Genomic DNA, 22,827 nt, shown 5'->3' with positions numbered 1-22,827 from the left:
TGTGGGTCGGCGCCTACGTTCGGCGCGGGCCGGCCGGGCGCCCTGCCCGGTGCGTCGACCTTACCAGGCGGTCCATTTCACGTCGCTGGCGGCCGAGGCCACGGTGCGCTCAATGAAGCGCACGCCGCGCGCGCCGTCCTCCACGCGCGGATAGTCGGCTGCCAGCGCATCGGCGGCGCGGCCTTCCAGGCGCGCGCGAATGTCGGCCGCAACCCCGCCATAGACGTTAGCGAAGGCCTCGATGAAGCCTTCGGGATGCCCGCTCGGCAGGCGGCTCGCGCGCTGTGCGGATTCGCAAAGCCACGGCGAGCCGCGCGTCAGGGTGCGCTTCGGGCCATCGTGCGGCAGGTGCACGAGTTCGCTCGGCGATTCCTGCCGCCACTCGAGCGTGCCGAGCGTGCCCGACACGCGCAGGCGCAGGTCGTTCTCAAGCCCGGTATTGACCTGGGATGCCACCAGCACGCCGCGCGCACCGCCGCGAAAGCGCAGCAGCAGGCTGCCGTCGTCGTCCAGCGGCCGGTCGGGCACCAGCGAACTGAGGTCGGCGCAGAGATGCTCGATCTCCAGGCCCGTGACCGTGGCGACCAGGTTCTCGGCATGCGAGCCGATGTCGCCGATCGCGCCGGCCGCACCGCTGCGCGCGGGATCGCTGCGCCAGGCCGCCTGCTTGTTGCCCTCGCCTTCGAGGCGCGTCGCGAGCCAGCCCTGGTTGTATTCGACCACCACCTTGCGAATGGTGCCGAGCTGGCCCGTGCGCACCATCTCGCGCGCCTGCCGCACCATGGGGTAGCCGGTGTAGTTGTAGGTCACGCCGAACACCGTGCCGCGCTGCGCCACGGCCGCGACCAGCGCATCGGCCTGTTCGCGCGAGTGGACCAGCGGCTTGTCGCAGACGACATGGAAGCCGGCCTCGACGAAGGCCTGCGCCACCGGGAAATGCACATGGTTGGGCGTCACGATCGAGACGAAGTCGATGCGCTCGCCGGCCGGGCGCCCGAGCTCGTCGTCGAGCAGCGCGCGCCAGTCGCCGTGGTTGCGATCGTCGGCCAGGAACAGGTCGCGACCCGAGGCCCGCGCCTTCTCGGCGCTCGAGGACAGCGCGCCGGCCACCAGCTCGATCTGCCCGTCGAGCGCGATCGCCTTGCGGTGCACCGCGCCGATGAAGGCATCGCGCCCGCCGCCGACCATGGCGTAGCGCAACTTGCGAGAAAGAGTGTCGTGCGTCATGAGATTCCAAGCGCCGCAAAGCGCACGCCGTTTCGAGCGCGGCAAACCGCGCCCTTCTTTTTTTCGAGCGCCGCGAAGCGCGCGCCCTTCGTGAGCCACCGCGGAACCGGCTTCGCCGGGCCGCAGGTGTTGCCCCCGGCAGGGGGTGGGCGGCTACACGAAGTGAGCCAACCTGGGGGCGAGCTTAGAACGGCGAATCGGGGTGGTAGAACGACTTCGCGTTGTCCTTGGTGATCAGCACCGAAGGAATGATCGTGGTCGCGGGCAGCTTCTCGCCCTTCAGGCGCGCCTCGGCCGTGAGCTTGATCGCGTCGTAGATGAACTTGGGCGAATAGCTCACGTCGGCCTGGATGCGCGGGTCCTTGCCGTCCATGATGGTCTTGACCATGCCCTTGGCGCCGGCACCGCCGAACACCACGAGGATGTCGTCGCGCTTGGCCTGCTCGATGGCCTTCAGCACGCCCACCGCCATGTCGTCGTCGGCGGCCCAGATGGCGTCGATCTTCTTGAAGCGCGTGAGGTAGTCCTGCGTGACCTTGAAGGCGTCGTCGCGGTTCCAGTTGGCGTACTTGGCATCCAGCAGCTTGATGTCGGGGTAGTTCTTGAGCACGCTGTTGAAGGCGTCCATGCGCTCGTTGTCGAGCGTGGTCGCGATGCCGCGCAGTGCCACCACGTTGCCCTTGCCATTGAGCTTCTTGGCGATGTATTCGGCCGGGATCTTGCCGAAGGCCGTGTTGTCGCCGGCCACGTAGGCGTCCTGCGCACTGGTGTCGGTGAGGCCGCGGTCGACCACGGTCACGTAGGTGCCCTTGGCCTTGACCTGCGCCACCGGCTTGGTGAGCGCGGCCGACTCGAACGGGAAGATCACGAGCGCGTTGATCTTGCTCACGGTCGACAGGTCCTGCAGCTGGTTGGCCTGCTCCGGCGCGTTGGCTGCGGTCTTGATCGTGATCTTGAGGTTCTTGTGCTCCTTCTCGAGATCCTTCTTGGCCTGGTTGGCCCAGTAGTTGATGCCGCCCATGAAGCTGTGCGTGGCGGCCGGGATCGACACGCCGAGATTCACGGGCTCGGCGGCCAGGGCCGGGAGGGCCGCGAGGCTCGCGGCAGCGACGGCGCTCAGCGCCAGGCGTCGGGTGATGGAAGTCATGCTGCTTGTCTCCTGTTGTGGATGGGTGGAACGGACGGGGAAAGAACTAGCGTCGGCCGCGCTGCAGAAAGGCGACGACGATGATCACGAAGCCCTGCACCGCGGCATTCAGGTACACGCTGATGATGCTCGTGAGGTTGAGGATGTTGCTGATGACCGAGAGCAGGATGGCGCCGATCACGGTGCCCGTGATGCTGCCGGCGCCGCCCTTGAGCGCGGTGCCGCCGACGATCACCGCGGCGATTGCCTCCAGCTCCCAGAGCAGGCCGGTGGTCGGCGAGGCCGAGCCGAGCCGCGGCACGTAGAGCAGCGTCGCGATGCCGACGCAGACGCCGAGCAGCACGTAGGTCAGGATCTTCACGTTGTCGACGCCGACCGCGGCATAGCGCGCCACCTGCTCGTTCGAGCCGATGGCCTGCACGTAGCGGCCGTAGGCGGTGCGGTTGAGGATCAGGCCGCCGATCAGCGCGACGATGAGGAACACCCACACCGGCACCGGAATGCCCAGCAGGCTCGCGTAGTACACCGGCGCGTAGAGGTCCGACAGTTCGTTGTCGAGCGTGAGCGCGCCACCGTCGGCGAAGTAGGTCAGGTAGGCGCGGAAGATGCCGAGCGTGCCGAGCGTCACGATGAAGGGCTCGATGCGGCCCTTGGTGATCAGGAGGCCGTGCGCCAGGCCGAAGCTGGCGCCGAGCAGCACGGCGAGCAGCGCGCCCAGCACCACGGCCAGCAGCGGCGAGCCCAGCGCCGGCCCCATTGCGTTGATGAACATGATCACGCAGCCGGCGATCAGCGCCGCCATCGAGCCGACCGAGAGGTCGATGCCGCCCGAGATGATGACGAAGCACATGCCGACCGCGATGATGCCGATGAAGGCGGTGCGCGTGAGCACGTTCATCGCGTTGTCGAGCGTGGCGAAATCGCCGTTCAGCAGGGTGCCGGCGATGCACAGCAGCACGAGGCCGATCACCGGACCGAAGCCGTGCAGGCGTTCGGCCCAGCCGGCCTTGGCCTCGCCGCGGTGGGCGGCGGCCTCTGGCGTGTCGGCGAGCTTATCGGGTTCCGGTGGCATGAGCGATGAGCTCCTCTTCGGTGAGATGGTCCGCGTCGAGCGTGGTGACGACCCGGCCCGCGCGCATCACGGCAACGCGATGGCACAGGCCGATCAGCTCCATGAGCTCGGACGAGACGACGATCACGGCGAGGCCCTCGCGGGCCAGTCGCTGGATCAGGAAATAGATGTCGCGCTTGGCACCGACGTCGACGCCGCGCGTCGGCTCGTCGAGCACCACCACCCTGGGCTGCGGCTGCAGCACCTTGGCCAGCGCGAGCTTCTGCTGGTTGCCGCCCGACAGCGACGAGGCACGCGCCTCGAGATTGCCGGTGCGGATGCCGTAGTCCTTCACGGCCTCGGTCAGTGCGGCGCGCTCGGCCTCTGGCTGGAGCCAGGGCTGGGCGTAGCGCTCGAGCGCCATCAGCGTGAGGTTCTGGCGCAGGCCGAAGTGCACGTGCAGGCCCTTGCCCTTGCGGTCCTCGCTGAGGTAGGTGAGCCCCTGGCGCGCCGCTTGCCGCGGATTGCGGAACTGCACCGCGCGGCCCTGCAGCTCGACCTGGCCGCTCGCGGGCCGCAGGCCCAGCAGGCCTTCGAACAGTTCGGTGCGGCCGGCGCCGACCAGGCCCGCGAAGCCCAGGATCTCGCCGGGGCGTACCTCGAAGCTCGCACCCTCGGCCCATCCCGGCACCGTGAAGTCGCGCACCCGCATCGCGGGCGCCGCGGCGGTCACCACCACGTCCCTCGGCGGATAGAGATCGGCCAGCTCGCGCCCGACCATCAGGTTCGCCATCTGGTGGCGCGTGACGTCGGCGGTCGACTCGCGCGTCACGAAGCGGCCATCGCGCATCACGATCACCTCGTCGGTCACGCGCTCGACCTCGTCGAGCTTGTGCGAGATGTAGACGATGGTCACGCCGTCGGCGCGCAGCTGGGCGATCAGGCGGAACAGCCGCTCGGTCTCGCCGGGCGTGAGCGTCGCGGTGGGCTCGTCCATCACCAGCAGCCGCGCATGGCGCGAGATGGCCTTGGCAATCTCGACCAGCTGCTTCTCGGCCACGATGAGGCGCCGCACCTTGGTCGCGGGATCGACGTCCAGGCCCACGGCCGCGAGCGCGGTGGCGGCCTCGCGCTCCATCGCGGCGTCGTCGAGGAACCAGCCGCGCCTCTTTTCATGGCCGAGGAAGATGTTCTGCGCCACCGTGAGGTCTTCGGCCAGATTGAATTCCTGGTGGATCAGGACGATGCCGAGCGCTTCGGCATCGCGCGAGCTCGCGAACTGGCGCGCCTCGCCGTTGACCCGCAGCGTGCCGTCGGTGAGCGATTCGTAGCCGGCCAGGATCTTCATCAGCGTCGACTTGCCGGCGCCGTTTTCGCCGAGCAGACCGTAGACGCGGCCGGGCTCCAGCGCAAAGCTCACGCCGTGCAGCACCTGGACCGGGCCGAAGGCCTTCACCACGTTCTCGAAGGCCACGGCCACCGAGCGCTTCGCTGCCTTCGCAGTCGTTGCAACCGCCGTCATGGCGCCACCCCGCGCACCTTGAGCGTCTCGTTCATCGCCAGCACGCCGGCGCCGATCAGGCCGGCCTGCGCGCCCAGCGGCGTGTACTGGATCTCGAGATGGCGCGTCGACAGCGCCAGCGAGCGCTGGTAGACGCTCTGCCGCACGGCCGCCAGGAACAGCGGCCCGATGCGCGTGATGCCGCCGCCGATGAAGACGTGCGACGGATTGAAGAAGTTCACGATCGAGGCCAGCATCTGGCCGATCAGGCTGCCGGCGCGCTGCACGATCGCGTTGGCCGAGGCGTCCCCGGCGCGGCTGGCCTGGCCGACGTCGATCGCCTCGATGCGGCCATGCGCGCGCAGACATTCGGCCAGGGCCTCGCTCTGGCCGGATTCGGCGGCTTCCACCGCCATCCGGGTGATCGCAGGTCCCGCCGCCATCGCCTCGACGCAGCCCAGGTTGCCGCAATGGCAGCGCGGCCCTTCCTGGTCGACGCAGATGTGGCCGACGTCGCCCGCCGAGCCGGCCGCGCCGCGATACACCTCGCCGTGGCAGACGATGCCGCAGCCGATGCCGGTGCCGACCTTGATCACGAGGAAGTTCGAGAGCGAGCGCTTCATGCGCCACAGCTCGCCGAGCGCCATGAGGTTGACGTCGTTGTCGACGAACACCGGTGCCGCGTAGTCCTCGCGCAGGTAGTCGCGGATCGAGAAGCTGTCCCAGGCCGGCATCAGCGGCGGATTCACGAGCTGGCCGATCTCGAAGTTGACCGGGCCCGGCACGCCGATGCCGATGCCGAGCACCTGGCGGGCGCCGAAACCGGTCTGTGCAAGCAGTTCGCGCACGAGTTCGCGCACGCGGGCCAGCACCACGCCCGGGCCCTTGCGAACGTCGGCGGCTTCGCCATGGTGCGCGAGCACCGACAGGCCGGCGCCAAGGACGGCGACGTCGAGGCTGGTGGCGCCGACGTCGACCCCGACCACGACGCCCAGGCCCGAATGCAGTTCGAGGTTTTCCGGCCGGCGGCCGCCCGAGGAGCGCTGCAGGCCGGCTTCAGCCAGCAGGCCCTGCTCCACCAGCCCGGCGATCAGCGCATTGGCCTTGCTCTTGGAGAACCCGAGCTGCTCGGCCATGCCATGACGCGAGCCGCCGGACGACCAGAAGGTGGTCTGCAGCAGCTGCATCTCGTCGGCGCTCAATCGGCTCCAGGGGGCCAAGCTCTTGTCTCCGGTCTCTTGTTCTTCTCCGCCGCGCGGCGAGGCCGGCGGCGAAACGAAGCGAATACTAGAGGCCCGGCTTCAGCCGAACAAGACTTATCTTCGGCCAAATTAAGGTCGAAGTTGAGTGCAGATGGTTGGCGCCAACGAAAAGGCCGCCCGAAGGCGGCCTGTGGTCAGCGAGCGCTGGCGCTCATTTCTTCTGGCGGTACTTGCGCAGAGCGGCCAGTTGAGCGGCCATGACCGCCAGCTCCGACTGCGCCATCGCGATGTCGATGTCGGTCTTGGCGTTCTTGAGCGCTTCCTCGGCGACGGCCTTGGCGGCATTGGCCTTCTCGTCGTCGAGGTCCTTGCCGCGGATCGCGGTGTCGGACAGCACGGTCACGGTGGTCGGCTGCACCTCGAGGATGCCACCCGCCACGAAGACAAATTCCTCGCCGCCGTCGGCCGTCTCGATGCGCACCGCGCCAGGGCGGATGCGCGTGATCAGCGGCGTGTGGCGCGGATAGATGCCGAGCTCGCCGGCTTCACCGGGCAGAGCAACGAACTTGGCCTCGCCCGAGAAGATGGACTCCTCGGCGCTGACCACGTTGACTTGAATGGTGCCTGCCATGGTGATTCCTTAAGCGACCTTCTTGGCCTTCTCGAACGCCTCGTCGATGCCGCCCACCATGTAGAACGCCTGTTCCGGCAGGTGGTCGGCTTCGCCGTTGACGATCATCTTGAAGCCACGGATGGTCTCGGCCAGCGGCACGTACTTGCCCGGCGAGCCCGTGAACACTTCCGCCACGTGGAAGGGTTGCGACAGGAAACGCTGGATCTTGCGGGCGCGGGCCACGGCCAGCTTGTCGTCGGGAGCCAGTTCGTCCATGCCCAGGATCGCGATGATGTCGCGCAGTTCCTTGTAGCGCTGCAGCGTGCCCTGCACGGCGCGGGCGACGTTGTAGTGCTCTTCGCCGACCACGTTCGGGTCGAGCTGGCGCGAGGTCGAGTCCAGCGGGTCCACGGCGGGGTAGATGCCCAGCGAAGCGATGTCGCGCGACAGCACCACGGTGGAGTCAAGGTGGGCGAAAGTGGTGGCGGGCGACGGGTCGGTCAAGTCATCCGCAGGGACGTACACGGCCTGGATCGAGGTGATCGAGCCGACCTTGGTCGACGTGATCCGCTCTTGCAGGCGGCCCATTTCCTCGGCCAGCGTCGGCTGGTAGCCCACGGCGGAAGGCATGCGGCCCAGCAGTGCCGACACTTCGGTACCGGCCAGCGTGTAGCGGTAGATGTTGTCGACGAAGAACAGGACGTCGCGGCCTTCGTCGCGGAACGACTCGGCGATGGTCAGGCCGGTCAGCGCCACGCGAAGACGGTTGCCCGGGGGCTCGTTCATCTGGCCGTAGACCATGGCGACCTTCGAGTCCTCGAGCTTCTCGAGGTTCACGACGCCCGAGTCGGCCATCTCGTGATAGAAGTCGTTGCCTTCGCGGGTACGTTCACCCACACCGGCGAACACCGACAGGCCCGAGTGGGCCTTGGCGATGTTGTTGATGAGCTCCATCATGTTCACGGTCTTGCCGACGCCGGCGCCGCCGAACAGGCCGACCTTGCCGCCCTTGGCGAACGGGCACACCAGGTCGATCACCTTGATGCCGGTTTCCAGCAGGTCCTGCGAGGGCGAGAGTTCGTCGTAGGCAGGGGCCTTGCGGTGGATCGATGCGGTCAGGGTCTGGTCGACCGGGCCGCGCTCGTCGATGGGCGCGCCCAGCACGTCCATGATGCGACCCAGCGTGCCCTTGCCCACGGGCACGGTGATGGGGGCTTGCGTGTTGGTCACGATCAGGCCGCGGCGCAGGCCGTCGGAGGAACCCAGCGCAATGGTGCGGACCACGCCGTCGCCGAGCTGCTGCTGCACTTCGAGCGTGAGCGCGCTGCCTTCGAACTTGAGGGCGTCGTAGATCTTCGGCATCTGGTCGCGCGGGAATTCCACGTCGACCACGGCGCCGATGCACTGAACGATCTTGCCTTGAACTGCTTCTGCTTGAGCCATGTCTGCTCCGATAAAAATATGAATCTGTTGAGGTCCGAACGGGCTCAGACGCCCGCGGCCGCCGCGGCGCCCGAGACGATTTCCGACAGCTCTTTGGTGATGCCTGCCTGGCGGGTCTTGTTGTAGACCAGCTTGAGTTCGTCGATCACGTTACCCGCGTTGTCGGTCGCGGCCTTCATGGCCACCATGCGTGCCGAATGCTCGGACGCCATGTTCTCGGCCACTGCCTGGTACACCAGCGATTCGACGTAGCGCACGAGCAGTTCGTCGATCACGCTCTGCGCGTCGGGCTCGTAGATGTAGTCCCACGAGTGATGGCCCGACTCGGTGCGCAGCGTCTCTGCCGCCAGGGGCAGCAGCTGTTCGACCACCGGCTCTTGCTTGATGGTGTTGATGAACTTGGTGTAGCAGAGATGCACGGCCGAGATCTTGCCTTCGGCATAGGCGTCGAGCAGCGTCTTGACCGGACCGATGAGCTTGTCGAGGTGCGGCGTGTCGCCCAGGTGGGTGACGTGCGCGACGACGCGCGCGCCGATGCGGTTCAGGAAGCCCAGGCCCTTGCTGCCGATGGCGACCGAGTCGATCGTCTTGCCGGCCGCCTGCGCCTCGCGCATCTTGACGGTCACGGCGCGCAGCAGGTTGGTGTTCAGGCCGCCGCACAGGCCCTTGTCGCTCGTCACGACGATGAAGCCGATGCCCTTGGCCTCGTTCGTCTTCATGAACGCGTGCGTGTACTCCGGGTTCGCCTGGCCGAGATTGGCCGCGATGTTGCGGATCTTCTCGCTGTAGGGGCGGGCCGCGCGCATGCGTTCCTGCGCCTTGCGCATCTTGGAAACCGAGACCATTTCCATGGCCTTGGTGATCTTCTTGGTGTTCTCCACCGATTTGATCTTGCCGCGGATTTCCTTACCAGCTGCCATGAGCGTTCCTTCCTTGGTCGTCGATCAGGCGAACGACTTCTTGAACGCGGCGACCGCCGTGTTCAGTTCGGCTTCGGCGTCCTTGTCGAGCGCCTTGGCCTGTTCGATCTTGTCGAGCAGCGGAGCGTGGCTGGACTTCAGGAACTGGTGCAGGCCGTGTTCGAACGGCAGCACCTTCTTGACGTCGATGTCGTCCATGTAGCCCTTGTTGACCGCGAACAGCGAGGCGCCCATCAGGGAGATCGGCAGCGGGCTGTACTGGGCCTGCTTGAGCAACTCGGTCACACGGGCACCGCGGTCGAGCTGCTTGCGGGTCGCTTCGTCGAGGTCGGAAGCGAACTGCGCGAACGCAGCCAGTTCACGGTACTGCGCCAGGTCGGTACGAATACCGCCGGACAGGCCCTTGATCACCTTGGTCTGCGCCGACGAACCCACGCGCGACACCGAGATACCGGCGTTGATGGCGGGGCGGATGCCGGCGTTGAACAGGTTGGTTTCCAGGAAGATCTGGCCGTCGGTGATCGAGATCACGTTGGTCGGAACGAAGGCGGACACGTCGCCGGCCTGCGTCTCGATGATCGGCAGTGCGGTCAGCGAGCCGGTCTTGCCCTTGACTTCACCCTTGGTGAAGGCTTCGACGTAGTCGGCGTTGACGCGGGCTGCGCGCTCGAGCAGACGGCTGTGGAGGTAGAACACGTCGCCGGGATAGGCTTCGCGGCCCGGCGGGCGGCGCAGCAGCAGCGAGACCTGGCGGTAGGCCACGGCCTGCTTGGACAGGTCGTCATAGACGATCAGCGCGTCCTGGCCGCGATCGCGGAAGTATTCGCCCATCGTGCAGCCCGAGTAGGCCGACACGTACTGCATGGCGGCCGATTCCGACGCCGAGGCAGCCACCACGATGGTGTATTCCATCGCGCCGGCCTGTTCCAGAGCACGCACCACGTTCTTGATCGACGAGGCCTTCTGGCCGATCGCGACGTAGACGCAGGTCATGTTCTGACCCTTCTGGTTGATGATCGCGTCGATCGCCACGGCCGTCTTGCCGGTCTGGCGGTCGCCGATGATCAGCTCGCGCTGGCCGCGGCCGACGGGTACCATCGAGTCGATGGACTTCAGGCCGGTCTGCATCGGCTGGTCGACCGACTTCCGTGCGATCACGCCCGGGGCGACCTTCTCGATGACGTCGGTCATCTTGGCGTTGATCGGACCCTTGCCGTCGATCGGCTGGCCCAGTGCGTTGACCACGCGGCCGATGAGTTCGGGGCCGACGGGCACTTCGAGAATGCGGCCCGTGCACTTCACGGTGTCGCCTTCGGAGATGTGCTCGTACTCGCCCAGGATCACGGCGCCGACCGAGTCGCGCTCGAGGTTCAGCGCCAGGCCGAACGACGGCGTGCCGTCGGCCGACGGCGGGAACTCGAGCATTTCGCCCTGCATCGCGTCCGACAGGCCGTGCACGCGCACGATGCCGTCGGTCACCGACACCACGGTGCCTTCGTTGCGGATGTTGGCGCTGACGCCGAGGCCCTCGATGCGGCTCTTGATCAGTTCCGAGATTTCTGCGGGATTGAGTTGCATGACTCTTTCCTTCTTTCTTTGTAAGGGGCTGGCGGCCGTCAGGCAGCCAGCGCAACTTTCATTTGTTCAAGGCGCGCTTTGACGGAGGTGTCGAGCACTTCGTCACCGACCACCACACGAATGCCGCCGATCAGCGACGGGTCCTGCTGGACCGAGAACTGCAGCTTGCGGCCGAAACGCTTTTCGAGCGCGGCGGAGATGTTGCCCAGGGCTGCATCGTCGATCGGGAAGGCGCTGTAGACCACCGCATCGGACGAGCCGCTCTGTGCGTTCGCGAGCGTGCGGAACTGCCTGGCGATCTCGGGCAGCGCGGTGAAGCGGCCGTTCTCGAGCAGTGCCATCAGGAAGTTGTTCGCGCTGGCAGGCAGCGGCGAACCGTGCGCACCGGCGACGACGCCGAGCACCTGCTCGGGCGTGGCCCTGGGGTTGTCCGCGAACTGCAGCAGCTCGGCGTTGCCGGCGATCGCGGCAACGCGTTCGAGCCAGGCGCCGGTGCCGGCGAGATCGTTCGCCGACGCCTTGTAGAGCGCCTCAGCGTAGGGACGTGCGATGGTGGCGAGTTCGGCCATACGTGATCAGAGCTCGGTCTGCAGGCGGGCGAGCAAATCGGCGTGGACGGCCGGATTCACTTCCTTGCGCAGGATCTGCTCGGCACCCTTGACGGCCAGCGCAGCAACCTGCTCGCGCAGCGCTTCGCGTGCCTTCACGGCCTGCTGTTCGGCTTCCGCGCGGGCGGCCGCAACGATCTTGTTGCCTTCTTCGGTGGCGCGGCCCTTGGCCTCTTCAACGATGGCCTGCGCACGACGTTCGGCATCTGCAAGACGCTGGGCGGACTCGTTGCGCGCCTGGCCGAGCTCGACTTCCACGCGCTTGTTGGCGGCGGACAGTTCGCTCTTGGCCTTGTCGGCGGCTGCGAGGCCTTCGGCGATCTTCTGGGCACGTTCGTCCAGCGCCTTGGCGATCGGCGGCCATACAAACTTCATCGTGAACCCGACAAGAATCAGGAACACGATCATCTGGACGATCAGGGTACCGGTAATGCTCACTTTTCACCCTCTCTTTGGGAATGAATCGGAGGCCATTCAGCGAGGAACGACTGGGGTTCGACGAGAAAGCCCAAACCCGATTACTTCGGCAGGTTGGCGATTTGTGCGAGGAACGGGTTGGCCGTTGCGAACCACAGCGCGATACCGGTACCAATGATGAACGCGGCGTCGATCAGACCGGCCAGCAGGAACATCTTGGTCTGCAGCTCGCCCATCAGTTCGGGTTGGCGGGCAGCCGACTCGAGGTACTTGCTGCCCATGATGCCGATACCGATACAAGCGCCGACAGCGCCGAGACCGATGATCAGGCCGGCGGCCAGTGCGACAAAGCTAATAACTTCCATGATGACTCCTAGGGGACTTTGGTTGAAGAGAAAAGGAAAAACGAAACCGTTCGATCAGTGGTGATCGTGCGCCTGGCCGATGTAGACCAGCGTCAGCATCATGAACACGAAGGCCTGCAACGTGATGATCAGGATGTGGAAGATGGCCCACGCCGTACCGGCGATGATGTGGCCCAGCGCGAGGAAGATGCCGGTGGCGGACAGGGTCCAGGCACCGCCCATCAAGGCGATCAGCAGGAAGATCAGTTCGCCGGCGTACATGTTGCCGAACAACCGCATGCCGTGCGAAACGGTCTTCGCGATGAACTCGATCATCTGCATCGCGAAGTTGAAGGGGTACAGCGCCCAGTGGTTGCCGAAGGGCGCGGTGAACAGCTCGTGGATCCAGCCGCCGAGGCCCTTGATCTTGATGTTGTAGTACAGGCAGATCAGCAGCACCGTGACCGACATGCCCATTGCCACCGAGAGGTCGGCCGTGGGCACGACGCGCAGATAGGCCTGGTGCGGGTCGGCGCCGGCAATGCCGAAGACCTTGGCCCACAGGGCGGGCAGCAGATCGACCGGCAGCAGGTCCATCGCGTTGAGCATGAAGATCCAGACGAAGATCGTCAGCGCCAGCGGAGCCACGTACTTGCGGCTCTCGACGTTGTGGACGATGCCCTTGGCCTGCTGGTCGACGATCTCGACCAGGATCTCGACCGCAGCCTGGAAGCGCCCCGGCACACCCGAGGTGGCCTTGCGGGCAGCCAGCCAGAGCAGCCAGCAGCCCAGCACGCCGAGCGTGATCGAGAAGAAGAGCGAGTCGAAATTGAAGACGGAGAGGTCGGCGACGCCTCCGGGCTTGGAGCTCTGAAGATGGGTCAAGTGGTGAACGATGTATTCACCAGCGGTCTGACCATGTTCCGCAGCGTTTTCAGCAGCCATCCGTTACTCGTCTCAAAGTTTCAGGCGTCTCGAGTGCAGCATCACCGCCACCCAAGCCGACTTCATTGTCACCACCAAGCCCACCAGCATCGCCGGCCAGCTCAGTTCCGTAATCAGCCTTGGCGCGGCGATCAGCATCGCCACCGTCAAGGCCATCTTGACCATTTCCCACAAGAAGAACCCGAACACCGCAGTACCCGGATTCAGGGACGCAAAGCGCCCGGTCAGTCCCCGCGCGAAAACCGCCGCGGGAATGATCACCGCCAGCGCACCGTATCCGGCGGACCACCCCAGATTTTGCCTCCCTGTCAGACCCCAGGCGGCCAATGCCACCAGGAGCCCTCCGGCGACCTGAATCGCGATCACGCGCCACGGCGAGATCAACGGCTTCCTGTCGCGCAGCCGCTGCGCCTCTTCGGCGGTCAGCGACTTGAAATCTTCCTCTTCCGGGCCGACCTGCCCCTCCTCGGGGAACTCTCTTGCTGCATCGCGGGCGATTGTTTTCATATGGAATGAAGCCCGGATGACGACCCAGAATTTCTACAAAGCCATTGATTATAAGTAAAAACCCATGACGATCAGCCACACCCCTGTGGCCGATCCGGAAAAGTTCCCAGGCGATGCATGACGGGACCCTGACCCGGCCTTGGGAAGGGCCGATGCGTCCCCACCATAATTCTTCATGACCCCGATCACCGACGCCCTGCCCGACGCGCCCTGTTACCTCGACGGCGCCTACGCCCCGCTTCGCGAAGCCAAGGTGAGCGTGCTCGATCGCGGCTTCATCTTCGGCGACGGCGTCTACGAGGTCGTGCCGGCCTATGGCGGCCAGCCCTTCTGCTTCGACGAGCACATGGCGCGGCTCGGGCGCTCGCTGGCCGAGTTGCGCATCGGCAATCCGCACACGCCCGCCGAGTGGCGCGCGATCGCGATGCGGCTGATCGATGCCGCGCCCGCGGCCCAGCGCGCCGGCATGCAGGGCATCTACATCCAGGTCACGCGCGGCGTGGCGCCGCGCGACCACGCGATGCCCCAGGGCCTGGTGCCGACCGTGTTCGTGATGGTCAATCCGATGAAGCCCGTTTCGGAGGCGACGCGCGCCGCGGGTGTCGCCTGCGTGAGCGCGCCCGACTTCCGCTGGCAGAAGGCGCACATCAAGACCACCAGCCTGCTCGGCGCGGTGCTGGCGCGCCAGATCAGCGTCGAGGCCGGCGCCGCGGAGACGATCATGTTCCGCGACGACTGGCTCAGCGAAGCCTCGTCGAGCAACGTCTGGGTGGTCAGGGACGGCGCCGTGAGCGGTCCGCCCAAGGACGAGCTGGTGCTCGCGGGCATCCGCTACGGCCTGATCGAGCGGCTGTGCGCCGAGGCCGGCATCGCCTTCTCGTTGCGGCGCATCGCGCGCGACGAGGTTTTCGGCGCCGACGAGCTGCTGCTGTCCTCGGCCAGCAAGGAGCTCCTGCCGGTGGCGACGCTCGACGGGCAGGCCATTGGCAGCGGCCGCCCGGGCCCGATCTACCAGGCGCTCTACGCCGGCTACCAGCGGGCCAAGGCCCGCAGCACACAGCAACAAGGAGTACCCGCATGACCACCGCACCCGACGCCCCGCTCGACGCCCGCAAGGAATCGCTGATCGAGTACCCCTCCCAGTTTCCGATCAAGGTCATGGGCGCCAAGGTCGACGGCTTCGTGCATGCCGTGACCCAGGTCGCCGAGCGCTTCGATCCGGCGTTCGATGCCTCCACCATCGAGCTTCGCCCCAGCAAGGCCGGCAACTACCTGGGCGTGACGATCACGGTCACGGCCACCAGCCGCGAGCAGCTCGACGACATCTACCGCGCGCTGTCGAGCCATCCGATGGTCAAGGTGGTGCTCTGAACGCTGGGCTCGAGATGCAGCTGCTGGGCCGCGTCGACTACGACGCGACCTATGCGGCGATGCGCGAGTCCACGCAGGCGCGCACGCCCGCGAGCCCCGACCAGCTCTGGCTCTGCGAGCATCCGCCGGTGTACACGCAAGGGCTGGCGGGCAAGGCCGATCACGTGCTGAACCCCGGCGACATTCCGGTGGTGCAGACCGACCGCGGCGGCCAGGTGACCTTTCACGGCCCGGGCCAGGTCGTGGCCTATCCGCTGATCGACCTCAAGCGCGCCGGCTACTACGTCAAGGAATACGTCTACCGCATCGAGGAGGCCGTGATCCGCACGCTGGCCCACTTCGGGGTCACGGGCCATCGCGTGGGCGGCGCGCCCGGCATCTACGTGCGCCTGGACGATCCCTTCTCGCACGCCGCGCTGAGCGGGCCCATGCACCCCGCCGACCCGTTCCGCGGCCTCGGCAAGATCGCCGCGCTGGGCATCAAGGTGAGCCGCCACTGCACCTACCACGGCGTGGCGCTCAACGTCGCGATGGACCTGGAACCCTTCGCCCGGATCAACCCTTGCGGCTACGCAGGGCTGCAAACCGTCGATCTTTCTACAATCGGCGTTCGAACAACCTGGGACGAAGCCGCGCAGGTGCTGGGCCACAAGCTCGCCATCTACCTCGCGCCCTGAGCCCCGCCGGAGAGAAGCTGCCATGAGCACCGCCGAAGTCGTCCGCGACGCCCAACCGTCCGAAAGCTACAACCCGCTGGCCAAGCAGAAGGCCGCGGCCAAGCTGTCGCGCATCCCGGTCAAGGTGGTGCAGGGCGAGGTGCTCAAGAAGCCCGAGTGGATCCGCGTCAAGGCCGGCTCGCCGACCACCCGCTTCTACGAGATCAAGCAGATCCTGCGCGAGAGCAACCTGCACACCGTCTGCGAAGAGGCCTCCTGCCCCAACATCGGCGAATGCTTCGGCAACGGCACCGCCACCTTCATGATCATGGGCGACAAGTGCACGCGTCGCTGCCCCTTCTGCGACGTGGGCCACGGCCGGCCTGATCCGCTCGACAAGGACGAGCCGCTGAACCTCGCGAAGACCATCGCGAAGCTGCGCCTCAAGTACGTGGTGATCACGAGCGTCGACCGCGACGACCTGCGCGACGGTGGCAGCCAGCATTTCGTCGACTGCATCCGCCACACGCGCGAGCTGTCGCCGGCCACCCAGATCGAGATCCTGGTGCCCGACTTCCGCGGCCGCGACGACCGTGCCCTCGAGATCCTCAAGGCCGCGCCGCCCGACGTGATGAACCACAACCTCGAGACCGCGCCGCGCCTCTACAAGGAAGCGCGCCCGGGCAGCGACTACCAGTTCAGCCTCAACCTGCTGAAGAAGTTCAAGGCGCTGCACCCGGCGGTGCCGACCAAGAGCGGCATCATGGTCGGCCTCGGCGAGACCGACGAAGAGATCCTGCAGGTGATGCGCGACATGCGCGCGCACGACATCGACATGCTGACCATCGGCCAGTACCTGTCGCCGAGCGGCAGCCACCTGCCGGTGCGCCGCTACGTGCACCCCGACACCTTCAAGATGTTCGAGGAAGAGGCCTACAAGATGGGCTTCAGCCACGCCGCCGTGGGCGCGATGGTGCGCTCGAGCTACCACGCTGACCAGCAGGCGCACGCGGCGGGCGTCTAGCCGGCCTGCGGCCCGGTCCGATCGCGACGCGGGCCGGCTGCGCGCGGCGCTGCCGCGTAAGATTCCCGGCATCTTTCGAGCGACGGGTTCACAGGCCATGAGCAATTTCGAGACAGCCATCGAGCGCGACTTCGGCGTCATCACCGATCTGATCCGCATCCATGCCCGCGAGGCGCCCGAGCGGCTCGCGCTGGTCGACCCGCTGGGCGAACTGAGCTGGGGTGCGCTCGACGCGCTGATGGACCGCATCGCCGCCGCGCTGCAGCGAGACGGTCTTGCGGCCGGTGATGCGATTGCGGTGTGTGCCGCCTCGTCGGTGCACTATGCAGCGGTGTTCCTGGGCGCGTTGCGCGCGGGCGTGGCCGTGGCCCCGCTGGCGCCCGGCTCCACGCCCGCCAGCCTGGCGCGCATGATCTCGGACGCCGACGCCCGCATCCTGTTCAGCGACGCCTCGGCCGCCGAGGTGATCGGACCGGCCGAGCCGGGCGGCGTCGCGCGCATCGCGCTCGATGGTTCGCAGGTCGGCCACGCGTTCGAGGCCTGGCTGGCGCCGCCTGGCGCGCAGCCGCGGCCGGTCGACGTGCAGCCGGCCTCGCCGTTCAACATCATCTATTCGTCCGGCACCACCGGCGAGCCCAAGGGCATCGTTCAGGGCCACGGCATGCGCTGGTCGCATGTGCGGCGCGGCGCCACCTACGAATACGGGCCCGACACGGTCACGCTGCTGTCGACGCCGCTCTACTCGAACACCACGCTGGTCGTCTTCTTCCCGACGCTGGCCTTCGGCGGCTGCGTGATCCTGATGCCCAAGTTCGACGCCGCGGCCTATCTGAAGCTGGCCGAGGCGCGCCGCGTCACGCACACCATGCTGGTGCCGGTGCAGTACCAGCGGCTGATGGCGCGACCCGACTTCGATGGCCACGACCTCGGCAGCTTCAAGTACAAGTTCAGCACCAGCGCGCCCTTCCACGCGGCGCTCAAGGCCGACGTGCTCAAGCGCTGGCCCGGCGGCCTGATCGAGTTCTACGGCATGACCGAAGGCGGCGGCACCTGCATCCTCGAGGCCCACCTGCATCCGGCCAAGCTCCACACCGTGGGCCAACCGGCCGAGGGCCACGACATCCGGCTGATCGACGAGGAAGGCCGCGAGGTCGCGCGCGGCGAGGCCGGCGAGGTGGTCGGCCATTCGGCCGGCATGATGGCCGGCTACCACCGCCAGCCCGGGAAGACGCGCGAGGCCGAATGGTTCGATCCCGAAGGCAAGCGCTTCATCCGCACCGGCGATGTCGGGCGCTTCGACGAAGACGGCTTCCTGACCCTGTTCGATCGCAGGAAGGACATGATCATCAGCGGCGGCTTCAACATCTATCCGAGCGACCTCGAGGCCGTGATGCGCGCCCATCCGGCCGTCGCCGACGTGGCGGTGGTCGGCGTCCCTTCGACGCAATGGGGCGAGACGCCGGTGGCCTTCGTGGTGCGACGCACTGGCGACGACACCGCCGCCGAGACGCTGCTGCAGTGGACCAACGACCAGCTCGGCAAGACCCAGCGGCTGTCCGGCCTGCGCTTCATCGACGAACTGCCGCGCAGCGCGATCGGCAAGGTGCTCAAGCGGGAACTGCGTGACGGCTACGGGCGCTGACAAGGCGCCCGACGAACACGGCGGCGGCGGCAACGCGCTGCTCTGGGTGCTGATCGCGGCGGCGCTGCTGTTCGCCGTGGTGCGACCGCGCGCGCCGATGGACTACGTGCGGCTGGTCGACTGGCAGACCATCGGCGCACTGGCGGGGCTGCTCGCGATCACGCAGGGCGTCGAACGCAGCGGCATGCTGCAGGCCACGGCCGCGCGGCTGCTCGCGCGCACTTCCAGCCTGCGCGGCCTCGCGATGCTGCTGGCGGCCAGCGCGGCGCTGCTGTCGGCGCTGGTCACCAACGACGTGAGCCTGTTCCTGCTGGTGCCGCTGACCCGCGTTCTCGCCACGCAGGCGCACCTGCCGCTTGCACGGCTGGTGGTGATCGAGGCGCTGGCGGTGAACGCCGGCTCGGCGCTGACGCCGATCGGCAATCCGCAGAACCTGTTCCTCTGGCACCGCTCGGGCGAGAGCTTCTTCGGCTTCGTCGCGATGATGGCGCCGACCGTGGGCGTCATGCTGTTCTGGCTGTTCGTCGCGGTCTGGTTCCTGATGCCGCGCGAACCGATCGCACTCAAGCCTTCGGCCGACGCAGCGCCGGTGCAGCCGCGCCTGCTCGCGCTGTCGGCCGTGCTCTTCGTCGCCTTCGTGGTCGCGCTCGACCGCCACTGGTTGCTTCCAGGTCTGGGCCTGGTGTTCGGCGCCTTCCTGCTGCTGCGCCCGCGCGTGCTGCTCGGGATCGACTGGGCGCTGCTCGCGATCATCGCGCTGATGTTCGTCGACCTGCGCCAGCTGGCCGAGCTGCCCGCAGTGGCGACGCTGCTCGGCGGCCTGCCGATCGACGAGGGCTGGCGCGCCTACCTGGCGGCGATCGTGACATCGCAGGTGATCAGCAACGTGCCGGCCACCATCGTGCTCGATCCCTTCGTGCGCGACCTGCCGGCGCTGGCCGCAGGCGTGAGCGTGGGCGGCTTCGGCTGCGTGCTGGGCTCGCTGGCCAACCTGATCGCGCTGCGGCTCGCGAAGCTGCCCAACGGGCTGCGCGAGTTCCATCGCATCAGCATTCCCTTCCTGCTGGTCTGCGCCGCGTCGGCGCTGCTGCTGCGGATCGGCTGATCTCGCGCAGGGTCGGGCGCTCATGCGCTTCGCTTAAGCTCGCTGCCGATGTCTTCCACGCTCAACGCGCTCGCCGCGATTGCCCTCTGGGCCACTCTCGCCTCGCTCGGCACCTCGCTCTCCCACCTGCCGCCCTTCCTGCTCACGGGCCTGGCGCTGGTCGTCGGCAGCCTGCCGAGTTGGCCGCTGGTGCTGCGCGACCGCCGCGCCTGGGCGGTGCCTGCGCGCACGCTGGCGCTCGGCGTCTACGGACTGTTCGGCTTCCATTTCCTGCTCTTCATCGCGCTGCGCCATGCACCGCCGGTCGAGGCCAACCTCGTCAACTACCTGTGGCCGCTCTTCATGGTCGTGCTGGCGCCGGTGTTGCTGCCGGGCGTGTCGCTGCGGCCGCTGCACGTCGTGGCCGCACTGCTGGGCTTTGCGGGGGCGGCGATCGCGATCCTCGGCGCGCGCGGCGATTCGGCAGCGGGCGGCAGCGCGGCGGCAGCCTCCTATTGGGGTTTCCTGCCGGCGCTCGGATCGGCCTTCATCTGGGCCAGCTACTCGCTGTGGACGAAGCGCGTGCCGGCCTTCCCGACCTCGGCGATCGGCCTCTTCGGCCTGGTGTCGGGCGTGCTGTCGCTGCTGTGCCACGTGATGCTCGAGCCCGCGGTGGCGATGTCGGCGCGCGACTGGCTGCTGGTCGTCCTGTGCGGGCTCGGGCCGCTGGGCGCCGCCTTCTACTTCTGGGATCTCGCGCTCAAGCGCGGCGACGCGCGCCAGATCGGCATCCTGAGCTACATCACGCCGCTGGCCTCGACCGCGCTGCTGCTGGTCGTGACAGGCCGGCCGCTGAGCTGGACCATCGCGCTGGCGGCGGCGCTGATCATCGCGGCGGCGGTGATGGGGACGCGGGCGCGCTGAGCGCGCGCTCCCTCGTTCAGTCGGAGATCTTCAGCACCAGCTTGCCGAAGTTCTCGCCCGTGAACAGCCGCGTCAGCGCCTCGGGGAAGGTGTCGATGCCATCCACCACGTCCTCGCGGCTCTTCATGCGGCCGTCCTTCAGATAGGCCGACATCTCGGCGATCGCCACGGGATAGCGGTCGGCGTAGTCGAACACCACGATGCCCTGCATGCGCGCGCGATTGACGAGCAGGCTCAGGTAGTTCTTCGGGCCCTGCACCGGCGTCGTGTTGTTGTACTGGCTGATGGCGCCGCAGATGATGATGCGGGCGCCGCGCGCGAGCTTCGCGAGCACGGTGTCGAGGATCTCGCCGCCGACGTTGTCGAAATAGATGTCGACGCCCTTGGGGAAATGCGCCTTGAGGCCTTCGCGCACCGCCGAGGGGCCGGCCTTGTAGTCGATGCAGGCGTCGAAGCCGAGCTCCTTCACGACCCAGTCGCACTTGGCGGCGCCGCCCGCGATGCCGACCACGCGGCAACCCTTGATCTTGGCGAGCTGGCCCACGGTCTGGCCGACCGCGCCGGCTGCACCCGAAACCACCACCGTCTCGCCGGCCTTGGGCAGGCCCACGTCCATGAGGCCGAAGTAGCCGGTCATGCCCGGCATGCCGAGCACGTTGAGCCACTGGCCGATGGTGCCGGCCTCGAGGTCGATCTTCACGAGGCCGCTGCGCTTGATCTCCTCCTGCGGCACCAGCGCGTACTGCTGCACGCCGAGCGTGCCGTAGACCGCGTCGCCGACCGCGAAGGCCGGGTTGCGCGAGGCCACGACGCGGCCGATGCCGCCGGCGCGCATCACGGCGCCGATCTCGACCGGCGCGATGTAGCTCTTGCCTTCGTTCATCCAGCCGCGCATCGCGGGGTCGAGCGAGATCGACAGCGTCTTCACGAGCACGCCGCCCTCGGCCGGCTGGGCCACCGGCTCGTCGGTGTATTGCCAGTCGTCGCGCTTGGCAGCGCCTTCGGGTCGCCTGGCCAGGCGGACCTGGCGGTTGGTAAGGGTGGTGGTCATGCGCGGGTCTCCTTGGGGATGTCTGATGCGGCCGCATCGTAGCCCCGGCGCGCGCCGCCGCAGGTAGCGCAGGCGACATGGCCTGCGCGCCCTCAGAACGGGTAGTGGCGCGGCGTGGTCTGCACCGTGATCCAGCGCAGCTCGGTGAAGGCGTCGATGCCGGCCTTGCCGCCGAAGCGGCCGTAGCCCGAGGCCTTGACGCCGCCGAAGGGCATCTGGGCCTCGTCGTGCACCGTGGGGCCGTTGACGTGGCAGATGCCGGCCTCGATGCGGCGCGCCACGTTCCAGGCCCGCGCGACGTCGCGCCCGTACACCGCCGAAGACAGGCCGAACTCGTTGTCGTTGGCGGTGGCGACGGCTTCCTCGACGCCGTCCACGCGCACCACGGCCTTGACGGGCGCGAAGGATTCCTCGCGGTAGATCGCCATGGCGGGCGTCACGTGATCGAGCACCGTGGCCGGCATCAGCGTGTTCCCGGCCTTGCCGCCGCACACCAGCGTGGCGCCCTTGGCGAGCGCGTCGTCGATCAGCGCGTTGCAGCGCGTCACGGTGGCCATGTCGACCACCGAGCCCAGCACCACCGGGCCGGCGCGCGGATCGCCGAGCGGCAGGCTCTGCGCCTTGGCGGCGAAGCGGGCGACGAAATCGTCGGCGATCCTGCGGTCGACCACGATGCGCTCGGTCGACATGCAGATCTGGCCCGAGTTCGCGAAGGCGCCGAAGGCGGCGCCGGCCACGGCGGCATCGATGTCGGCATCGTCGAGGATCACCATCGGCGCCTTGCCGCCGAGCTCCAGCACCACCGGCTTGAGATACCTGGCGCAGGTCTGGGCGATGAGGCGGCCGACCCGGGTCGAGCCCGTGAAGTTGACGCGCCGTACCGCGGGATGGGCCACCATGGCCTCGACCACCGCCCCCGCATCGGCCGGCGCGTTGGTCACGAAGTTCACCACGCCGGGCGGCAGGCCCGCCTCCTGCAGTGCCTCGATCACCAGGCCGTGGGTGGCCGGGCACAGCTCCGAGCCCTTGAGCACCACGGTGTTGCCGCAGGCCAGCGGCGTCGCAACCGCGCGCACGGCCAGGATCACCGGCGCATTCCACGGCGCGATGCCGAGCACCACGCCGGCCGGCTGGCGCACCGCCATCGCGAGGCTGCCCGGCACGTCCGACGGAATCACCTCGCCCGCGATCTGGGTCGTCAGCGAGGCGGCCTCGATCAGCATGCCGGCCGCCAGGTGCACGTTGAAGCCGGCCCACATGCCCGAGGCGCCGGTCTCCGCGGCCATTGCGGCCGCGAAGGCCTCGCCCCTGGCCTCGAGCGACTGCGCGGCCTTGAGCAGCAGCCCGCGACGCTCGCCCGGGCCCATCGCGGACCAGGCCGGGAACGCTGCTGCCGCGGCTTCGACGGCCGCCTGCGCGTCGGCCGCACTGGCCGCGGGCGCAATGGTGGCGACGCTGCCATCGAGCGGATTGCGGCGCTCGAAGCTGGCGCCGCCCTCGGCCGAGCGGCGCTCGCCGTTGATGAGCATGGAAATGGTGACCATCGGAAAAGTCCTCGAGAGATTGAAGTTG

General features: G+C 67.7%; 23 protein-coding genes. 7 read left to right on the top strand and 16 right to left on the bottom strand.

What is annotated here, in order from left to right:
* Positions 1 to 60 precede the first annotated feature (60 nt).
* The 14 genes from QTH87_RS00280 to QTH87_RS00215 all read right to left on the bottom strand — a co-directional run bounded on the left by QTH87_RS00280 (position 61) and on the right by QTH87_RS00215 (position 13,503).
* Positions 61 to 1,227: a Gfo/Idh/MocA family protein gene (locus QTH87_RS00280; protein WP_286606036.1), complete on the bottom strand. Its 1,167-nt coding sequence runs from the start codon at positions 1,225 to 1,227 to the stop codon at positions 61 to 63.
* A 184-nt stretch (positions 1,228 to 1,411) separates the two neighbouring features.
* Positions 1,412 to 2,374: a substrate-binding domain-containing protein gene (locus QTH87_RS00275; protein WP_286606035.1), complete on the bottom strand. Its 963-nt coding sequence runs from the start codon at positions 2,372 to 2,374 to the stop codon at positions 1,412 to 1,414.
* Between the two features lie 46 nt (positions 2,375 to 2,420).
* Positions 2,421 to 3,446, bottom strand: coding sequence for an ABC transporter permease (locus QTH87_RS00270; protein ID WP_286606034.1), 1,026 nt, complete (start codon positions 3,444 to 3,446; stop codon positions 2,421 to 2,423).
* On the bottom strand, positions 3,427 to 4,947 hold the full coding sequence (locus QTH87_RS00265) for a sugar ABC transporter ATP-binding protein (RefSeq protein ID WP_286606033.1): 1,521 nt from the start codon (positions 4,945 to 4,947) through the stop codon (positions 3,427 to 3,429). Before QTH87_RS00265 ends, QTH87_RS00270 begins: the two co-directional genes overlap by 20 nt.
* Positions 4,944 to 6,113, bottom strand: a complete 1,170-nt coding sequence (locus QTH87_RS00260) for an ROK family protein (RefSeq protein ID WP_286607980.1) — start codon at positions 6,111 to 6,113, stop codon at positions 4,944 to 4,946. Before QTH87_RS00260 ends, QTH87_RS00265 begins: the two co-directional genes overlap by 4 nt.
* 226 nt (positions 6,114 to 6,339) lie before the next feature.
* Positions 6,340 to 6,759, bottom strand: a complete 420-nt coding sequence (locus QTH87_RS00255) for a F0F1 ATP synthase subunit epsilon (RefSeq protein WP_286606032.1) — start codon at positions 6,757 to 6,759, stop codon at positions 6,340 to 6,342.
* A 9-nt stretch (positions 6,760 to 6,768) separates the two neighbouring features.
* Positions 6,769 to 8,184: a F0F1 ATP synthase subunit beta gene (atpD, locus tag QTH87_RS00250; protein WP_286606031.1), complete on the bottom strand. Its 1,416-nt coding sequence runs from the start codon at positions 8,182 to 8,184 to the stop codon at positions 6,769 to 6,771.
* A 44-nt stretch (positions 8,185 to 8,228) separates the two neighbouring features.
* On the bottom strand, positions 8,229 to 9,104 hold the full coding sequence (gene atpG, locus QTH87_RS00245) for a F0F1 ATP synthase subunit gamma (protein ID WP_286606030.1): 876 nt from the start codon (positions 9,102 to 9,104) through the stop codon (positions 8,229 to 8,231).
* A gap of 24 nt (positions 9,105 to 9,128) precedes the next feature.
* A complete protein-coding gene (gene atpA / locus QTH87_RS00240; RefSeq protein ID WP_286606029.1) occupies positions 9,129 to 10,682 on the bottom strand; it encodes a F0F1 ATP synthase subunit alpha in 1,554 nt (517 codons plus the stop codon).
* Between the two features lie 38 nt (positions 10,683 to 10,720).
* Positions 10,721 to 11,251, bottom strand: coding sequence for a F0F1 ATP synthase subunit delta (locus tag QTH87_RS00235; protein ID WP_286606028.1), 531 nt, complete (start codon positions 11,249 to 11,251; stop codon positions 10,721 to 10,723).
* Between the two features lie 6 nt (positions 11,252 to 11,257).
* On the bottom strand, positions 11,258 to 11,728 hold the full coding sequence (locus QTH87_RS00230; protein WP_286606027.1) for a F0F1 ATP synthase subunit B: 471 nt from the start codon (positions 11,726 to 11,728) through the stop codon (positions 11,258 to 11,260).
* 80 nt (positions 11,729 to 11,808) lie between these two features.
* A complete protein-coding gene (gene atpE, locus QTH87_RS00225; RefSeq protein ID WP_007830191.1) occupies positions 11,809 to 12,072 on the bottom strand; it encodes a F0F1 ATP synthase subunit C in 264 nt (87 codons plus the stop codon).
* A 54-nt stretch (positions 12,073 to 12,126) separates the two neighbouring features.
* Positions 12,127 to 12,996, bottom strand: coding sequence for a F0F1 ATP synthase subunit A (gene atpB, locus QTH87_RS00220; protein ID WP_286606026.1), 870 nt, complete (start codon positions 12,994 to 12,996; stop codon positions 12,127 to 12,129).
* Positions 12,997 to 13,008: 12 nt separating this feature from the next.
* A complete protein-coding gene (locus QTH87_RS00215; RefSeq protein ID WP_286606025.1) occupies positions 13,009 to 13,503 on the bottom strand; it encodes an ATP synthase subunit I in 495 nt (164 codons plus the stop codon).
* Between the two features lie 175 nt (positions 13,504 to 13,678).
* Here QTH87_RS00215 and QTH87_RS00210 point away from each other — a divergent pair, with 175 nt between their 5' ends.
* The 7 genes from QTH87_RS00210 to QTH87_RS00180 all read left to right on the top strand — a co-directional run bounded on the left by QTH87_RS00210 (position 13,679) and on the right by QTH87_RS00180 (position 20,204).
* Complete coding sequence (locus QTH87_RS00210; RefSeq protein ID WP_286606024.1) at positions 13,679 to 14,584, top strand: D-amino acid aminotransferase; 906 nt, start codon at positions 13,679 to 13,681, stop codon at positions 14,582 to 14,584.
* Positions 14,581 to 14,874: a YbeD family protein gene (locus tag QTH87_RS00205; RefSeq protein ID WP_286606023.1), complete on the top strand. Its 294-nt coding sequence runs from the start codon at positions 14,581 to 14,583 to the stop codon at positions 14,872 to 14,874. The genes QTH87_RS00210 and QTH87_RS00205 overlap by 4 nt, the downstream gene beginning before the upstream one ends.
* 14 nt (positions 14,875 to 14,888) lie before the next feature.
* Positions 14,889 to 15,551, top strand: coding sequence for a lipoyl(octanoyl) transferase LipB (gene lipB / locus QTH87_RS00200; RefSeq protein WP_286606022.1), 663 nt, complete (start codon positions 14,889 to 14,891; stop codon positions 15,549 to 15,551).
* A 22-nt stretch (positions 15,552 to 15,573) separates the two neighbouring features.
* Positions 15,574 to 16,554 (top strand): lipoyl synthase, encoded by a 981-nt coding sequence (gene lipA / locus QTH87_RS00195; RefSeq protein WP_286606021.1) that lies wholly within the window; start codon positions 15,574 to 15,576, stop codon positions 16,552 to 16,554.
* Between the two features lie 97 nt (positions 16,555 to 16,651).
* Positions 16,652 to 18,196, top strand: coding sequence for a class I adenylate-forming enzyme family protein (locus tag QTH87_RS00190; protein WP_286606020.1), 1,545 nt, complete (start codon positions 16,652 to 16,654; stop codon positions 18,194 to 18,196).
* Positions 18,177 to 19,301, top strand: coding sequence for an SLC13 family permease (locus tag QTH87_RS00185; RefSeq protein ID WP_286606019.1), 1,125 nt, complete (start codon positions 18,177 to 18,179; stop codon positions 19,299 to 19,301). The genes QTH87_RS00190 and QTH87_RS00185 overlap by 20 nt, the downstream gene beginning before the upstream one ends.
* 48 nt (positions 19,302 to 19,349) lie before the next feature.
* Entirely contained in the window at positions 19,350 to 20,204 is an 855-nt protein-coding gene (locus QTH87_RS00180; RefSeq protein WP_286606018.1) for a DMT family transporter, read from the top strand.
* 16 nt (positions 20,205 to 20,220) lie between these two features.
* On the opposite strand, the gene QTH87_RS00175 is transcribed toward QTH87_RS00180, so the two are convergent.
* Both QTH87_RS00175 and QTH87_RS00170 read right to left on the bottom strand, forming a co-directional pair.
* Positions 20,221 to 21,255 (bottom strand): NADP-dependent oxidoreductase, encoded by a 1,035-nt coding sequence (locus QTH87_RS00175; RefSeq protein WP_286606017.1) that lies wholly within the window; start codon positions 21,253 to 21,255, stop codon positions 20,221 to 20,223.
* A gap of 92 nt (positions 21,256 to 21,347) precedes the next feature.
* The gene (locus tag QTH87_RS00170) at positions 21,348 to 22,799 is read right to left on the bottom strand and encodes an aldehyde dehydrogenase (RefSeq protein WP_286606016.1); all 1,452 of its coding nucleotides are present in this window, start codon (positions 22,797 to 22,799) and stop codon (positions 21,348 to 21,350) included.
* Between the last annotated feature and the right edge of the window lie 28 nt (positions 22,800 to 22,827).

The sequence above is a fragment of the Variovorax jilinensis genome, from assembly GCF_030316885.1.
Lineage (GTDB): Bacteria > Pseudomonadota > Gammaproteobacteria > Burkholderiales > Burkholderiaceae_C > Variovorax > Variovorax jilinensis.
Note: the sequence above shows the minus strand (reverse complement) of the source record. Positions and strands in the feature narration are given on the sequence as shown.

Bases quoted from the DNA above. Each gene is read 5' to 3' on its own strand.
- QTH87_RS00280 (WP_286606036.1), bottom strand. From the start codon at position 1,227: ATGACGCACGACACTCTTTCTCGCAAGTTGCGCTACGCCATGGTCGGC.
- QTH87_RS00275 (WP_286606035.1), bottom strand. From the start codon at position 2,374: ATGACTTCCATCACCCGACGCCTGGCGCTGAGCGCCGTCGCTGCCGCG.
- QTH87_RS00270 (WP_286606034.1), bottom strand. From the start codon at position 3,446: ATGCCACCGGAACCCGATAAGCTCGCCGACACGCCAGAGGCCGCCGCC.
- QTH87_RS00265 (WP_286606033.1), bottom strand. From the start codon at position 4,947: ATGACGGCGGTTGCAACGACTGCGAAGGCAGCGAAGCGCTCGGTGGCC.
- QTH87_RS00260 (WP_286607980.1), bottom strand. From the start codon at position 6,113: ATGCAGCTGCTGCAGACCACCTTCTGGTCGTCCGGCGGCTCGCGTCAT.
- QTH87_RS00255 (WP_286606032.1), bottom strand. From the start codon at position 6,759: ATGGCAGGCACCATTCAAGTCAACGTGGTCAGCGCCGAGGAGTCCATC.
- atpD (WP_286606031.1), bottom strand. From the start codon at position 8,184: ATGGCTCAAGCAGAAGCAGTTCAAGGCAAGATCGTTCAGTGCATCGGC.
- atpG (WP_286606030.1), bottom strand. From the start codon at position 9,104: ATGGCAGCTGGTAAGGAAATCCGCGGCAAGATCAAATCGGTGGAGAAC.
- atpA (WP_286606029.1), bottom strand. From the start codon at position 10,682: ATGCAACTCAATCCCGCAGAAATCTCGGAACTGATCAAGAGCCGCATC.
- QTH87_RS00235 (WP_286606028.1), bottom strand. From the start codon at position 11,251: ATGGCCGAACTCGCCACCATCGCACGTCCCTACGCTGAGGCGCTCTAC.
- atpE (WP_007830191.1), bottom strand. From the start codon at position 12,072: ATGGAAGTTATTAGCTTTGTCGCACTGGCCGCCGGCCTGATCATCGGT.
- atpB (WP_286606026.1), bottom strand. From the start codon at position 12,996: ATGGCTGCTGAAAACGCTGCGGAACATGGTCAGACCGCTGGTGAATAC.
- QTH87_RS00215 (WP_286606025.1), bottom strand. From the start codon at position 13,503: ATGAAAACAATCGCCCGCGATGCAGCAAGAGAGTTCCCCGAGGAGGGG.
- QTH87_RS00210 (WP_286606024.1), top strand. From the start codon at position 13,679: ATGACCCCGATCACCGACGCCCTGCCCGACGCGCCCTGTTACCTCGAC.
- QTH87_RS00205 (WP_286606023.1), top strand. From the start codon at position 14,581: ATGACCACCGCACCCGACGCCCCGCTCGACGCCCGCAAGGAATCGCTG.
- lipB (WP_286606022.1), top strand. From the start codon at position 14,889: ATGCAGCTGCTGGGCCGCGTCGACTACGACGCGACCTATGCGGCGATG.
- lipA (WP_286606021.1), top strand. From the start codon at position 15,574: ATGAGCACCGCCGAAGTCGTCCGCGACGCCCAACCGTCCGAAAGCTAC.
- QTH87_RS00190 (WP_286606020.1), top strand. From the start codon at position 16,652: ATGAGCAATTTCGAGACAGCCATCGAGCGCGACTTCGGCGTCATCACC.
- QTH87_RS00180 (WP_286606018.1), top strand. From the start codon at position 19,350: ATGTCTTCCACGCTCAACGCGCTCGCCGCGATTGCCCTCTGGGCCACT.
- QTH87_RS00175 (WP_286606017.1), bottom strand. From the start codon at position 21,255: ATGACCACCACCCTTACCAACCGCCAGGTCCGCCTGGCCAGGCGACCC.
- QTH87_RS00170 (WP_286606016.1), bottom strand. From the start codon at position 22,799: ATGGTCACCATTTCCATGCTCATCAACGGCGAGCGCCGCTCGGCCGAG.